The organism is Secundilactobacillus silagei JCM 19001, from assembly GCF_002217945.1.
Lineage (GTDB): Bacteria > Bacillota > Bacilli > Lactobacillales > Lactobacillaceae > Secundilactobacillus > Secundilactobacillus silagei.
The window spans coordinates 76,272-91,183 of record NZ_BCMG01000011.1; the positions used below are offsets into that span (position 1 = coordinate 76,272).

The window sequence follows — 14,912 nt, forward strand, 5'->3', positions numbered from 1 at the left end:
TGCGCTATTTTACGCTATAATATAGAACCAATCGGTTTACTAAGCCTGTGAACACCGTTATACTAGTAGCCGTGCGAAAAAACGAACGAAGGAAGTGAGACCATGTCATTTGATGGTGCATTCACCCACGCGATGGTTGGCGAATTAGGTCAACAACTGGTTGGCGGTCGCGTTTCAAAAATCAACCAACCCTATAATAATGAAGTGATCTTAACCATTCGGGCTAACCGTAAGAGTCTGCCGTTACTGTTATCAGCAAACCCCGCTTTTGCCCGGATTCAAATTACCGATATTCCCTATGTTAATCCGGTCACCCCGACTAACTTTACGATGATGATGCGGAAATACTTGAGTGGTGCAATTTTAACCGCAGTTTCTCAGGCTGCTAATGACCGTGTCGTTCACTTGGACTTTACCAGCCGTAACGAACTGGGCGACCAAGTGACGCTGCGCTTGATCATTGAAATTATGGCCCGTCACAGTAACGTGATCCTGATCGATCTAGCAACGGCCACGATCTTAGATACGATCAAACACGTCGGCTCCGATCAAAACCGTTACCGAACGCTGTTACCTGGTGGCCATTACATTAATCCACCAGCTCAAGATCTCATTGATCCCTTTGAAACGGCTGCGAGTCAATCCGTTGCAGCACTGGTCCGTGATTATCCCAACGAAGATGTGCTAGCCAAACAGCTGCGACATACTTATCAGGGACTGGGTCAGGATACGGCATTGGGATTAGCTCGGGCACTGCATCAGCCCGGGCAGCCCGATACTAACTTTAACGCCTTTTTTGACCGGTTTGATCAGCCAGAGCCGGTTTTAGTCACAACGGACAAAGGGAAGACCGGCTTTAACGCCTTTCCTTACGGTCAAGAACACGTTACCAGCAAGTCATTTGACAGTTTAAGCGCCATGCTGGACTTTTACTATCAAGACCGTGCCGAACGTGACCGGGTTCAGCAGCAAGGCAGTACCTTGATTCACGTGGTTCGCAATGAATTAAAGAAAAATAAAACCAAGCTCAAAAAACTGCAGTCAACGCTTAAATCGGCAGAAGACGCGGATGAGTACCGGGTCAAGGGTGAATTGCTGACCACCTATCTGAATAAGGTTTCCCGTGGGATGACAGAGATTTCTTTGCCCAACTTTTACAATGACGAGAAACCGTTAAAGATTGCCTTATCTAATCAAATCAGTCCCTCTCAAAACGCGCAGAAGTATTTCAAACGCTACAACAAGTTAAAGGCTTCGGTGGCTTACGTTAACGACCAAATGGCCAAAACGAACGCCGAAATTGATTACCTGGATAACATCAGTTCACAAATTGAACTGGCGGCCCCCAAAGATCTGGCTGATATCAAAGCTGAATTGCAGCAAGGCGGTTACCTGCGTGATCACGAGCATAACCAGCGCAGCGGCAAGAAGAAGCGCCGGCAAGTTTCCAAGCCAGAAGTTTTTGCAGCCAGTGATGGGACCAAGATCGAAGTTGGTAAAAATAATCTGCAAAACGAAAAATTAACGCTGCATAGCGCGGCCAAGACGGATATCTGGCTGCACGTCAAAAACATGCCAGGTTCACACGTGATCATCCATAACCCGGCGCCAACTGATCAGACTCTTTTGGAAGCTGCCAATATTGCTGCTTACTATTCCAAGGCGCGGCAGTCCAGTTCGGTGCCAGTTGACTATGTACAAGTCAAAAAGATCCGTAAACCCAATGGCGCTAAGCCCGGTTACGTGATTTATGAAGGCCAGAAAACCCTGTTTGTGACACCGGATAGAGCGTTTGTAGAAAAATTAAGTACTAAGTAATAGAGACAATAAAAACCATGCGTTCAGCCAATAACTGACAGCATGGTTTTTTAAGTTTACAGCGTTTCAAAACTAATTCTAGCACCCACTTCTTGCGTTGTGAGCCCTAACTGATCAGGCAACTGCAGCTGTTTGAACGGGAAGGTCCCACGAACTTGCGAGCGCCGGTCCGACCGAATATCCACTGCTAACTTCGCAATCAGATCTTCATCGATCTCACCTAGGGCTTGCCGGACTAACATGCGTACCCAGTTAATCCCGGTCACCTTATTTAAGTAAGCAATGGTCGTCAGCCGCGTTGGCCGTACCCCCGCAAACTGAGGCGCCTGCTGACCATTAGTTGTATATAGCATTTGGACCATGCCAGTCCGTTTGTGGGCACCAAGATAGTCCTTAGCATGGGCGATGATCGCCGTTAACTGCTGATCCGTTAGAGTGGCCGGCGTACGCATTAACGTGATCTGATCCAGCGTTGTTGCAATACCCTGATCCGAACGCAGGTCACTGGCTAAAATCGGTACAATGTGGCCCTCAGTGACGAATAAATCAAGGCCGATATTGGCGTGGTCATTGAGCAGTTCACTGCGCTTTTCCTGGTCTGGCGGCAAAATGGAAATCGCGTAGTTGCGCTGACGTAACTCCCGCGTGAGGTAGTGCCGGTTGCCAGGAACAAAAATTTTGACGGGATGCTCAATGGCAATAACGTTCATAATGTCCCCTAATTGCACGGGATCAATGATCTGTTTATCCGTTAGCGTAGCCGTTAACGAACCGGCATTCGGATTGGTATTCATGATCACCGTTTGATAGCCCGATTTGCGCAGCTGTTTGAGCATTTCGGTCGTGAAATAATCCGCTGAAGCATTCGGCCCCAGCTGATTGCCGCCACGGCCTAAGACCAGCACGGTTTTGGCCGAGATCTGCTGACTTTCGTTTTCCAGTTCAAAGGTACTGTAATAGGCCGTTGGCGAATTGAGCAGTTCACCAGCAGATGGCTCAATACCCTTGTAGGTTGGCGAAATGTGGTTATCCTGACCGAGCCTGCGGACAGTTTCAATATCGGTATGCCAGATTCGGGCGATCATTCCGTCACCAAAACCGTAGTAACGGCCCTCGTGAAGCGCGTCGACCGCCATGGGGTGCGTCTTGATCTGCTCTTCGATCTCTAAAATATGTCTTAGCTTCACAAAGTAAAACGGGTCAATTTTAGTTAATTCGCTCAGTTCATCGACCTGATACCCCCGTCGCAGTGCTTCAATCAACACGAGAATACGGCTGGATAGCGGATGAATCAGCTGTGAAATTAACTGTGAATCCGTTAGGTCGCTCATTGACGGCAGTTCATCTTGCGGACTGAACTGTGATGAGCGCAGGGCCTTTAAAATGGCCTCTTCAGTACTGCGGCCCACCCCGATAGTTGAACCCACGGACTTCATGACCGTGCTTAAGTGCTGATCTGCATTTTTGACATCTTCAAACGGCCACAGTGGGATTCGGACGACCACGTGATCCAGACTTGGCTCTAATAGCGCCGTCTGTTTGAAATGATAGATCTCTGGTAAATGCACGTCGGTCAGTTTTTGATTTAAGTATAAATTAGCGGCCACGTAAGCAATCGGATAGCCGGTAGCACACGCAACTAATGATGTCCCCCGATCATTATAGGGGGTGACTTTAGTCACGTAGTAGCTGTCTTCAGAGCTGCCTAACGCAAAATGGGTGTGAACTACGCCAGTAAACTGAAATTGATTGTTAATGGCAAAGGCAGTGTCGCGCAGTGTTTCGTATTCTTCGTTGCTTAAAGTCAATGTGGGGGTGACGACCATTGAATCACCCGAGTGGATCCCGATTGGATCAATGTTTTCCAACCCGGCAATGAGAACTTGGGTGCCCATGGCGTCACGCATGGAGACCAGTTCAATTTCCTTATACCCCACGATACTTTGCTCGATCACGCACTGTTTAAAGCGCGACCAGGAAAAGCCCCGGGAAACCGCGCTGATCATGTCCTGTTCATTTTCGCACAGCATCCGGTTGGTATCGATGCGCGGTGCGATCGGTTTGACGATCACGGGATAGCCGATCTTAGCGGCCACGTTGATAGCTTCATCTAACGTACCGACCGTTTCCGAAGCAATCACGGGAACGCCGACATGGCGCATCACGTCATTGAGCCGATCTGGATTATTAATATCCATCAAAGCATCGGCAGGAATACCCAGCGTTTTCACATCATTGTCAGCCAGTACACCATTTTCCTGCAGTTCTTGAACTACACTGATCGCCGTTACGCCACCTACTGAGGCTAAAATTGCGTCGGGCTGTTCTCGTTCAATGATACGCTGAACGTTATTTGCCGTGACCGCCTGGATGAACATATTGGTTGGCTGAACGTCCTCCAGCGCGACTGAAAACGGGTTATTATCAATTAAGAGTGAGCGGATGCCCTGTTTCTTAAAGGCCTGAATGACTTGAACGCAAGCCGCGTCTAATTCCGTTTCATGGCCAATTTCAGTTGGTCCGCCACCGATTATAAGTACTTTTTGAATTTCATTATCCATCTGATCACTCCCGTGTCCCCATGATTTCAACAAATTCATCAAATAGGTCCACCGAGTCGTCAGGACCGGGTGCACCATCGGGGAAAAATTGGACCGAAAACGCTGGATAATCTCGGTGCCGTAACCCTTGAATCGACCCGTCGATCAAATCTAAGTAAGTCGTAATTAACCGGTCACGGTCCACCGAATCTGGATCCACAACGTATTCTTCACTTTCCATTGCATAAATAATTTCATTGGTGATGATTTTTCGAATCGGGTGATTAGCGCCATGGTGAGACAGCTTTAATTTAGTGATCTCAGACCCATTGGCTAACGCGAATAACTCGTGGCCTAAACCGATCGCAAATAACGGGATGCGCTCTTGAATCGTCCGAATCATGTCTAAGACACTTTCCGGCAGGTCAAGCGGTGAGCCCGGACCAGTGGATAACAGAACGCCATCCGGATCCAAATTAATAATGTCTTGTGCACTGGCATTCCACGGTAAAACGGTCACGTTGCAATCCCGTTTAGATAACTGCCGTAAGATCCCGTGTTTAAGGCCAAAATCGATCACGACCACGTTGTAGCCCTGATTCGGGTTTGGGTATGGCCGCGGCGTAGCAACTTGCGCCACTTGCTGGTTCGTTAACACCGTGGCGTGCAACTGATCGAAGGCGTGGTCGTCGGCAACGTCCACGATACTGCCCTTAATCGTTCCGGTCTGATTGATCTGGCGGATGAGATGGCGGGTGTCGATTCCGCTAATTCCCGGAATATTATGCTGCTTTAAAAATTGGTCCAGTGACAGTGACCGTTGCCGATTCTTCGAAATATCAGTGATGTCACGGACTACCATACCCTTAGCAGTTGGCAGAATGGATTCATAGTTGTCATGCGCAATACCGATACTGCCAATGATCGGCTGTGAAAAAACAATGATCTGGTTGTGGTAGATCTGATTTGTCACGATTTCTTGATAGCCCAACATACTGGTGTTAAAAACGATCTCGCCAGTGGTCGTTGCGCCAGCACCAAAACTGTGACCTGGGTAGATTGAACCGTCTTCCAATATTAAAAAACGTTGTGCCATTTATATCTCATTCCAATCCTGATTACTGGACTATCTTTCGATGATCTCAACGCTGTCTTGACCGTCGATCTCACTAACGGAAACTTTAATCCGTTCCTGCTGAGAACTGGGAATGTTCTTGCCCACAAAATCGGCGCGAATCGGCAGTTCTCGATGGCCACGATCAACTAGTACTGCTAAGTTGATCTGCTTTGGCCGGCCAAGATCCATGATGGCACTCATCGCAGCCCGAATGGTGCGGCCAGTGTACAAAACGTCATCTACTAAGATCACTTTCTTATCGGTAACCGGAAAATCAATTTTGGACACAGTGACCGTGGGATCAACATCTTGCGCGTCGTGTTCAATATCATCGCGGTATTGGGTCACGTCTAATTCGCCCACTGGTACGCTGGCGTTTTCTAATTGTTTTAACCGGCTGGCGATGCGCTGTGCCAAATAGACACCACGGGTCTTAATACCGAGAATCACCAGCCCGTCGATACCCTTATTGTGTTCAATAATTTCGTAAGTAATGCGTGTCAGTGCCCGTTGCATTGCCATTGCGTCTACAACTACTTTTGCCATGAGTGGCCTCCTATTTTCTAATCCTATAAATGCTCAAAATCTGTTATAACTTTACAATATGCTGGAATGGCTGGACTTGCAAGTTCGATTACTTTAAGCCCGGTGTCTGTTCTCTGAGGCGATTGACTACCCGTTGAAAGTCATCAGGCAGCGGTGCTTCAAAAACTAATTGCTTACCCGTCACGGGGTGTTTAAAGCCCAACTTCTTTGCGTGTAAGAACTGACCGGAACCGGCAATGGTTTTACGCGGTCCGTAGAGCGGATCGCCGGCTAGCGGATGGCCGATGGATTTCATATGCACCCGAATTTGATGGGTTCGGCCGGTTTCCAGCCAGCATGAGATCAGCGTATAGTTCAAATAGCGCTCTAAGACCCGGTAGTGGGTAACGGCGTGGCGGCCATCGGCTACGATCGCCTGCTTTTTGCGATCTTTCGGTGAACGGCCAAGCGGCGCATCAACCGTTCCGCTATCTTGTTTGATCACGCCATGAACCAGCGCGATATATTCCCGGAGATTAGTCTTATTTTTGAGCTGTTGGGCTAGTGACCGGTGCGCGTTATCGTTTTTAGCGACCATCAAGAGCCCCGAGGTATCCTTATCGATGCGGTGCACGATGCCGGGGCGGTACGTCCCGTTAATGGTGGACAGCGGTGAATGATATAGCAGTGCATTAACCAGCGTGTGATCAGGATGGCCGGGTGACGGATGCACCACCATGCCTGACGGTTTGTTGACGACAATGACGTCATCATCTTCGTAAACGATATCTAGGGGAATATTTTCCGGTTCCAAGTCCAGCGGTACGGGATCTGGAATCGTCACTTCGATCTGATCACCAGCCTGAACTGGATATTTAGGCTTCTCAACGTGACCGTTGACCAGTACCCGCTGTTCATCAATGGCCAGTTTAAGCTGCGAGCGGCTTTCATCGGGCATCATACTGCTCAGGACCTTATCTAAACGACCCGTCTGATCTGTAATCGTCAACTGTTCTTTTCTAGGCATGATTAGCCTCCGCTTTATCTTCCAAAAATAACACGATCATGATCCAAATAACGCCAACGGTAAGACACGTATCGGCAAAGTTAAAGATTGGGAAGTTGATGAAGTCTAACTGAAACATATCCACGACAAACCCGTTCACCAGCCGGTCGTAAAAATTACCGAGGGTGCCGGCAATCATGAATGAAAGTCCGATCTCATACTGCCAGTTGTAACGGTAACGGACAAAAAACCAGATCATTACGGCTAAAGCTGCCACCGAGATCACTAGAAATAGCCATTGCTGACCCGCCAGCATGCTCCAGGCCGCCCCGTTATTGCGCAGGTACGTCAGCGACAAGACGCCGGGGAGCACGGTATGGGTACCGCCTAAGGCAATACTGGCCACAACCAGGTGTTTGATCCATTGATCGATGAAAAATAATAAAATAATAAATACGGTACTTAGCCCAATTAACAAGTTGGCAACTCCCTTTATTCTTGTAGTGTGTGAACCACCTGCTCAATTTAAACGACAGGTAGGGTTCGGATAGTATTATTATATCAAAAAAGCGGCTGATAAACTTAATTGTCATCAATCCGCTTTGTTTGATTTAAACTTTAATTTAAAATAGGCCGGTAATCTTGCCGTCAGCATCAATGTCCATATCTAAGGCTGCCGGATGTTTTGGCAGCCCTGGCATGGTGAGTACGTTACCGGTCATGGCAACGATAAAGCCAGCACCTAGCTTTGGCACAAATTCGCGGACGTGGATAGTAAAGTCAGTTGGTGCCCCAAGGGACTTCGCGTTATCCGATAGCGAGTACTGCGTTTTGGCCATGCAGACTGGTAATTTATCCCAACCGTATTTAGCAAAGCGCCGTAACTGCCGCTTAGCCTTGGATTCCAAAACCACGTCCTTGCCGCCATAAATTTTTTGGACGATGGTCGTCATCTTGGTGACGAGGTCATCGTCTGGCTGGTAAAGCGGCTTGAAAGTACTGGACTGGTTAGTTGCATTAACCACGGCATCGGCTAAGTCCAGCGCACCGCCACCGCCATTGGCCCAAACGGTCGTGTCAAAGGCTGGCACTTGCAGGTCGTTTTTAATGTAAGCTAATAATTGCTTGATTTCAGCATCAGTATCTGAGTTAAAGCGGTTCACAGCAACGACGACCGGTACGCCGTAACGCTGCATGCTCTCCACGTGGCGCTTCAAGTTAGCAGAACCAGTTGCTAAGGCGTCTAGGTTCTCAGTTTCCAGGTCCTTTTTGTTAACGCCGCCGTTGTACTTCAAGGCACGGACAGTTGCGACGATCACCACGGCATCTGGCGTCTTGCCTAAAACCGGTGTCTTAATATCCATGAACTTTTCGCCACCCAGATCGGCACCGAAGCCCGCTTCAGTGACCACGTAGTCAGCTAATTTCAAAGCGGTTTGGGTTGCCAAAACGGAGTTGCAGCCGTGGGCAATGTTAGCAAATGGTCCGCCGTGAATGATGGCTGGGGTGTGTTCCAAAGTTTGGACCAGGTTAGGCTTGATCGCGTCCTTTAACAGCAAAGTAATGGCACCGCCGACCTTTAGATCAGCCACGGTCACGGGCTTTTTATCATACGTATAGCCGATCACAATGCGATTGATACGGGTCTTTAAGTCAGCGAGGTTTTTGCTGAGGCAAAGGATCGCCATTAGTTCACTGGCAACCGTGATATCAAAACCGTCTTGACGCGGTACACCGGATGTCCGGCCACCCAGGCCAATTACCGTTTGCCGCAGTTCCCGGTCGTTAATGTCTAAGACCCGCTTCCAGATGACCTGGCGCGGATCAATGTTAAGTTCATTGCCCTGCTGAATATGGTTATCGATCAGGGCTGCCAGCGTATCATGGGCTTCAGTCAGCGCATGCATATCACCAGTAAAGTGAAGGTTGATGTCTTCCATTGGCACAACTTGGGCGTAACCACCACCCGTGGCACCGCCCTTCATGCCCATCACTGGGCCTAAAGAAGGTTCCCGCAGTGCGATAGCGACTTTCTTACCCTGGCGTTTAAGCGCATCGCCTAAACCAACGGTCACCGTTGACTTACCTTCGCCAGCCGGTGTGGGGTTGATCGAAGTCACTAAAATTAATTTAGAATGCTTAATGTCTCCTTTAACGGGCAACTTAATTTTGGCTTTGACCGCACCATAGGGTTCAATCTGGTCGGCAGACAGGCCAAGACCAGCAGCAACATCGGTAATTGGGTCTTCTTTTGCAGCTTGTGAAATTTCAATATCGTTCAAGTTAACAACCTCCAATTTATTTAACAATTCCCTTTTGGGTCTCACTAATGATATTACTCAGTTCGATGGTAGAATTCAATGGCATTAAAAATTGATAAATTTTGCCACCGTAAATAAAGCCTAGGCGATACTTGGAAACGGTCACTTCTTGAACGTCTTTTAATTTTATGTTGACCCAGTTATGATTAATAACGCGACTGACCCGAATGCTGCCATTATCGAGGTAAATGTGACGAAAATGAATCTGCGCCCAGGTCAGTATGAGAAAGGTAGCGCCTAATACGTAAGCCACCCACTGTAATTTAATGGAAAACTCTAACCCCCAGATCAGGGCTAAAAAGAGAACGCAAAACGTCCAGGACCAGAGGATGATGCTACTTAACGGCGCTGGCTGATATAAAAATTTACGTTTTTGATTTATGATAGAAATACCTCATTTCGAAAGGTTTGATCACATGTATACGTTATACACAGATGCAGCAACCAATATTGACACCCAGCACAGTGCCGCCGGAATCTTGATTATTCACGCGGGTAAGCAGCAGCAGCTGCATGCCCAGTTACCCGATGGTGATAATCATCATGCGGAATTCTACGCGGCACTGGCAGGTTTTAACGCCCTATTAGAGACTGTAAATGACGCGGCAAAAAACGTTACCGTGCAATATTTTACCGACTCTAAAATCGTGGCAGAGAGCGTTGAAAAACGCTATGCTAAGCATTATCAGGACCTAGTGGACCAATTATTAGCGAAACAGGCCCAATTTGGTCTAGTGATTACCCAATGGCTGCCGGAAAAGCAGAATCAAGGGGCTCATAATTTAGCTCAGCAGGCCTTGCATGAAACGAATTAACTCAGGTAATCCGCCAGTGGTTTTTCGTAGTTAGACCAGTCGGGGATCCCACCGTAGATCAAGGTACCGGCTAATAACCGGCCGATGAGCGGTCCGGTGGTTAACCCAGAAGCGCCTAATCCACTGGCCACTAATAGCTGCGGATGTGCCTTTAAGCGACCGAAGAACGGTGCAAAATCAGTGGAATAAGCACGGGTACCCACTTTTACCTTGGTAATGTTGTCTGCCGTTAAGTAATCCGCGAACTGCTTGGCACTATCCAGTAGATCCTGAGTCGCTTCAGGAGTGGGTGTTAGGTTAAAGCCGGCTTCGTCATCATGAGTAGCGCCCACGATCAGCTTGCCGTAGCCAAACGGAATAAAGTCCCGCTCACCTTCTGGCATGAGTGCTGGCATGTTTTCCTGCGTATTATAATCAGGGACCGACAGTTCGATCAATTGTCCCTTTTGCGGCCGAACCGCCGTCTTGATACCCAGTGGCTGCAGCAGGTCATTGAGCCGTGGACCAGCAGCAATGATCACGTTATCAAAGTGCTGCTTACCCGTTGAAGCTTGCAGATTGCCGTCGCTATCAAGAATCACCCGTTCATGTTTGACCGTTAAATTCACCTGCTGGGCCTGTGCTAACAGTTCGTTAACTAAGGCTTCACCGTCAATTCTGGCACCGCCGCTGACAAAAATTCCCGGTTGCGGGTTAGTCAGTAACGGAATCCGTTGTTGAACCTCTTTAGCAGTCAGTAATTCAACGTCACCCATATCGGGTGCGTCAATTTGCCGTTCCTGCGCCAATACATACAGGTCATGCAGATCTTTTTCATTGGTTCTGGTAATAATAGTCCCCGTTTGATGGTAGATATCGGTGGCCAGGTTGGCCCGCCGAGCTAATGTCATTAAAGTCGTTGCCCCATCCTTGGCCAGCTGATACCAGCGTTGATTGCGGCGCTTGGATAACCACGGTGAAATGATGCCGGCCGCGGCTTTGGTTGCCTGACCCGCACCATCATCGTATAACGTCACACTGATTTGGCTGCCCCCAGGTAAACTACTGAGATAATAAGCAGCACTTGCCCCAACGATACCGCCACCAATAATTGCTACTTTTTCGTTCATGATATTGACCACACTCCTGATATCAATTTTATTCTCATAGCGTAATTCTAGCATACTATCGCTTTCAAGATTAAACTAGGAAATTCTGTAAATTTATGTAAATCTTGTGAAAACTGGTAGCTAAAAAGGGCTCGTCATCATGGCGGGCCCTTTGGTGTTAGTTATTAATGTTTGGCTTACTTCAGAACCTTAAACCGATCGTCATCAGCCATAAATTCTTTATCACCGGCTGGGGCTTCAATGGAGCCGAAGTCCATTTCGGCCCGTAACTTCCAGCTATCCGGAATGTTGAAGGCCGCTCTGACTTCATCGTCGATCAGCGGGTTGTAATGTTGCAGGTTAGCGCCCAGACCGTTTTCGGCTAACGCGGTCCAAACTGCAAACTGGGCGTTGCCTTGGCCCTGTTCTGACCAGTCATAGAAGTTATCAGCGTAAAGCGCAAAATCATTTTCAAATTGGTGCACGATGTTCATGTCAGTAAAGTACATCACGGTACCATAAGCAGCCTTGAAGCCGTTGATCTTCTGCAACGTTTTTTGGTAAGCTTCTTCGGTCGGTACTTCGGACTTTAAGCGTTTAGCAACGATGTCCCATAACTTTTCGTGGCTGTCACCAAACAGGATCACGGCACGGGTGGTTTGGTTGTTAAATGAGGTCGGTGCCCATTTAATGGTGTCTTTGATCAACGCTGCTAATTCATCTTGGCTAGCGGTCACGTTGCGGCCTAATGCGTAGATTGAGCGGCGGTTCTTGGCTAAATTTAATAGTTGTTCTTTCATTTGATTAACTCCTCCAGTTATGTAAGCTAGTTGTTTTTGTTTACAAGAATTAGTATAACAGCTTACTTTTTGTAAGTAAAGCACAATGTTGATTAAAAACCGGTTTGTTCTCTTACAGGCAGCATGCTAAACTGAGAGCATTGACTAATATGAAGGGCGTGACAACATGTTGCATCAACGAGCTGGCCGTCAACTGCTCGGCCAGTACGGCTACTTTTGGGTTTTATGGTTTGTGATCCAGGTCTTTGTGAATGTACCAATTCTTAATTTAACCCGTGGCTGGACTCAGGAATTACTAACGGATGCGGTTAAAACGCTGATTTGGCTCGGTGTGGGGTTATTTATGATTCACCATACAAAAAAGGACCAGTTCGCTATCGAACGGCCCTTTCAGGTGAATTTAAAGTTTAAACCACTTTATATCACGCTTTTAGTAATCGTGGTTTATATGCTAGTAACAGCGTTTATTCAACGTCATAGTGTCGGCATCGTGGCCACGTTTAAACCCACGATGCTGCTGCAGGATTTTTTGGTTGTCGGCATCTGTGAAGAAACGGTTTTTCGGGGCTATCTGCTGAATCGCTTGCGCAAGTTAGTCCCCTCAGAACAAACGGCATTGATCATCCAGGCCATTTTATTTGCTCTGATTCATTTACCGCGCTATCTGACCACGTATCCGGCACTTTCACCGCTCACGATCATCAGCCAGTTAGTCACCGTTGCGCTGCTTGGCTACCTATTCGGCTGGCTGTTTCTCAAGAGCCGCTCACTGTGGCCGGGAATCATCGTGCACTCCGTCTGGGACCTATTGATCGTCCTTTTGATCGGCAGTTAAGTGTAATTGACCATTCATCACTGAAGACACCGCTGAAACGGTGTCTTTTTTTGTAAAAATGGCAAGCATTTCCATAAAGCTTTCAGCCGTATTTGTGGCGTTCAATGCCGTTAGCGGTAACCAGAAGATGCGGCCTTCATCGCCCTGTTTAATGGTACCCGAAAAGTGACTGGTACGGTACAAGAACCCAATTTTTCGGTAATCGGCTTGCTGGTCGAACCATTCGACGCAGCCACAGGCTTCAAGCTGGCTGATTCGCAGCCCAGTTTCTTCAAAAACTTCACGAATAACGGCATCAGCCACGGGTTCACCAGGTTCAACGTGGCCACCAGGAAACGTGTGACCAAACTTCCATTTGATATCCGTTTTATCTTCAACTAAGACCTGCTTAGTTGCCGTATCGTAGATCATGCACATATTCACTAATTCAACGCGCTGCGTGCGATCCAGTCCCATGTAACCACCTCATTTAATTTAATAGTTTCATTATAAGGTAGTTGCTTATTTACGTAAATGAGCTGTTTGGCCCTTAAATTCAGTGGCGTAGAGTTTCATATCACTTTGAGCTTTAGCCATGTCTGCGCTGAGCCCAATGGTGTAGTCAGCTTCTTCACCATGTTCACCAATGTCTAGGCCCAGAGCTTCTTCGTTGCGGTCGACCCGCATTGGCATGACGAGCTGGAGCGCTTTAATGAGAACAATACACATGATTGCCACAAAGAGAATGGTCAACGCCGTGGCGGCCAGCTGAACTAAAAACAGGTGTGCCCCGCCGCCATAGAACAAACCGTTTCCGGTTAAACTGCTGTTCACTGATTTGGTGGCAAATAAGCCGGTGGCAATACTGCCGATAATGCCGCTGACCCCGTGACAGCCAAAGGCATCTAGCGCGTCATCTACGCCGATACGGTCCTTTAAAACGTTCACAAAGAAATAACTGCTGCAAGTGGCAATCAGCGCAATCCAGAAGGCACCGGCGATGGTCACATAACCGGCTCCCGGTGTAATCCCAACTAACCCACACAACGTCCCGGTACAGACACCGACCAAGGTTGGCTTGCCTTTAGTGAAGATGTCCAGAAACATCCAGACGACCATGGCCGTAGCGGTGGCTACCGTTGTGGTTAAGGTTGCTTGAATCGCCACGTTGTTAACGCCCAGTGCTGACCCCGCGTTAAAGCCGTACCAGCCGATCCACAGAATCGTGGTCCCCAGTAAGACCCACGGTAAATTATAGTGGGTGTGCGGAATATCGCCGAACTTGATGCGTTTACCAAGAAAGGCTGATAACACGAACGCCGTGACACCAGCATTAATATGGACCACGGTCCCACCAGCAAAATCAACGGTTCCTAATTTAGCTAGAAGTCCAGAGGGGCTCCAAACCATGTGCACCATCGGGTAGTAAATGAAGATGGACCAAACGACTAAAAAGGTTAGCAGAAATTTAAACCGGATCCGCCCGACCACGGCGCCTACGAACAAAGCGGGGGTAATAATGGCGAACATCATTTGAAATAATGAGTAAAGACTAGTTGGAATATGAGTGCTAGTTAACGTATTTAAATTTAAGTGACTCATGAACGGATGCGCAAAGCTGCCAAAAACACCGCCATGATCACCCACAAATGACAAAGAATATCCAATTAAGATCCATAACATAATGGCAACACCGGTCATAACAAAGACTGACAGCATCGTATTGACAACGTTTCGCTTTGACACCAGACCACCATAGAAAAAGGCTAACCCAGGTGTCATGAACAAGACTAGGATACTAGCTAGAACCATGAACGAGACGTTAACGAGACTCATAGAATCACTTCTCTCTTTTATTATGTTATGAATACTAACATGCTTTTAAACGCTATTCCAGCAGTATTTTGCTGATGTCAGCTCAAAAAAATTAATAGTTTACCAGTAAACAGCGTCGACTATACATGAGGATAGCATTAAATTTTTTTAATATTTTTCATAGTGATGTGAGCTTTTAATACGTTGAAAGATCATAAGTAGCAAAAAAGCAGCAGCCGACATGATTCGGCTA

14 protein-coding genes are annotated in these 14,912 nt (G+C 47.6%); 3 read left to right on the plus strand and 11 right to left on the minus strand.

Annotated elements, in window-relative coordinates:
- Positions 1–102 precede the first annotated feature (102 nt).
- Positions 103–1,818 carry an NFACT RNA binding domain-containing protein gene (locus CES79_RS10320; protein ID WP_089137124.1) on the plus strand — a complete coding sequence of 572 codons (1,716 nt, stop codon included), beginning with the start codon at positions 103–105 and terminating at the stop codon, positions 1,816–1,818.
- A gap of 56 nt (positions 1,819–1,874) precedes the next feature.
- Here the strand turns inward: CES79_RS10320 and CES79_RS10325 are convergent, their stop codons facing one another.
- The 7 genes from CES79_RS10325 to CES79_RS10355 form a co-directional block, all read right to left on the minus strand.
- On the minus strand, positions 1,875–4,379 hold the full coding sequence (locus tag CES79_RS10325; protein WP_089137125.1) for a carbamoyl phosphate synthase preATP-grasp domain-containing protein: 2,505 nt from the start codon (positions 4,377–4,379) through the stop codon (positions 1,875–1,877).
- 4 nt (positions 4,380–4,383) lie between these two features.
- A complete protein-coding gene (locus tag CES79_RS10330) occupies positions 4,384–5,454 on the minus strand; it encodes a carbamoyl phosphate synthase small subunit (RefSeq protein ID WP_089137126.1) in 1,071 nt (356 codons plus the stop codon).
- Positions 5,455–5,484: 30 nt separating this feature from the next.
- Entirely contained in the window at positions 5,485–6,021 is a 537-nt protein-coding gene (gene pyrR, locus CES79_RS10335; protein ID WP_089137127.1) for a bifunctional pyr operon transcriptional regulator/uracil phosphoribosyltransferase PyrR, read from the minus strand.
- Between the two features lie 88 nt (positions 6,022–6,109).
- On the minus strand, positions 6,110–7,027 hold the full coding sequence (locus CES79_RS10340) for an RluA family pseudouridine synthase (protein WP_054655143.1): 918 nt from the start codon (positions 7,025–7,027) through the stop codon (positions 6,110–6,112).
- Positions 7,020–7,478, minus strand: a complete 459-nt coding sequence (gene lspA, locus CES79_RS10345; protein WP_089137151.1) for a signal peptidase II — start codon at positions 7,476–7,478, stop codon at positions 7,020–7,022. The genes CES79_RS10340 and lspA overlap by 8 nt, the downstream gene beginning before the upstream one ends.
- A 151-nt stretch (positions 7,479–7,629) precedes the next feature.
- Complete coding sequence (locus CES79_RS10350) at positions 7,630–9,288, minus strand: formate--tetrahydrofolate ligase (RefSeq protein ID WP_089137128.1); 1,659 nt, start codon at positions 9,286–9,288, stop codon at positions 7,630–7,632.
- 16 nt (positions 9,289–9,304) lie between these two features.
- Entirely contained in the window at positions 9,305–9,718 is a 414-nt protein-coding gene (locus CES79_RS10355; RefSeq protein ID WP_089137129.1) for an EbsA family protein, read from the minus strand.
- A 25-nt stretch (positions 9,719–9,743) separates the two neighbouring features.
- On the opposite strand from CES79_RS10355, the gene CES79_RS10360 reads away from it, so the two are divergent.
- Entirely contained in the window at positions 9,744–10,142 is a 399-nt protein-coding gene (locus CES79_RS10360) for a ribonuclease HI family protein (protein WP_089137130.1), read from the plus strand.
- On the opposite strand, the gene CES79_RS10365 is transcribed toward CES79_RS10360, so the two are convergent.
- Both CES79_RS10365 and CES79_RS10370 read right to left on the minus strand, forming a co-directional pair.
- Positions 10,139–11,251 carry an NAD(P)/FAD-dependent oxidoreductase gene (locus CES79_RS10365; RefSeq protein WP_054655139.1) on the minus strand — a complete coding sequence of 371 codons (1,113 nt, stop codon included), beginning with the start codon at positions 11,249–11,251 and terminating at the stop codon, positions 10,139–10,141. The two genes, CES79_RS10360 and CES79_RS10365, sit on opposite strands and share 4 nt — an antisense overlap.
- Positions 11,252–11,427: 176 nt before the next feature.
- The gene (locus CES79_RS10370) at positions 11,428–12,030 is read right to left on the minus strand and encodes a nitroreductase family protein (RefSeq protein WP_089137131.1); all 603 of its coding nucleotides are present in this window, start codon (positions 12,028–12,030) and stop codon (positions 11,428–11,430) included.
- Between the two features lie 166 nt (positions 12,031–12,196).
- Between CES79_RS10370 and CES79_RS10375 the strand changes: the two genes are divergently transcribed.
- Positions 12,197–12,865 (plus strand): CPBP family intramembrane glutamic endopeptidase, encoded by a 669-nt coding sequence (locus tag CES79_RS10375; protein WP_089137132.1) that lies wholly within the window; start codon positions 12,197–12,199, stop codon positions 12,863–12,865.
- On the opposite strand, the gene CES79_RS10380 is transcribed toward CES79_RS10375, so the two are convergent.
- Positions 12,836–13,321, minus strand: coding sequence for an 8-oxo-dGTP diphosphatase (locus tag CES79_RS10380; protein ID WP_089137133.1), 486 nt, complete (start codon positions 13,319–13,321; stop codon positions 12,836–12,838). The genes CES79_RS10375 and CES79_RS10380 overlap by 30 nt on opposite strands.
- Positions 13,322–13,366: 45 nt before the next feature.
- Entirely contained in the window at positions 13,367–14,680 is a 1,314-nt protein-coding gene (locus CES79_RS10385; RefSeq protein ID WP_054655133.1) for an ammonium transporter, read from the minus strand.
- Positions 14,681–14,912: the final 232 nt, after the last annotated feature.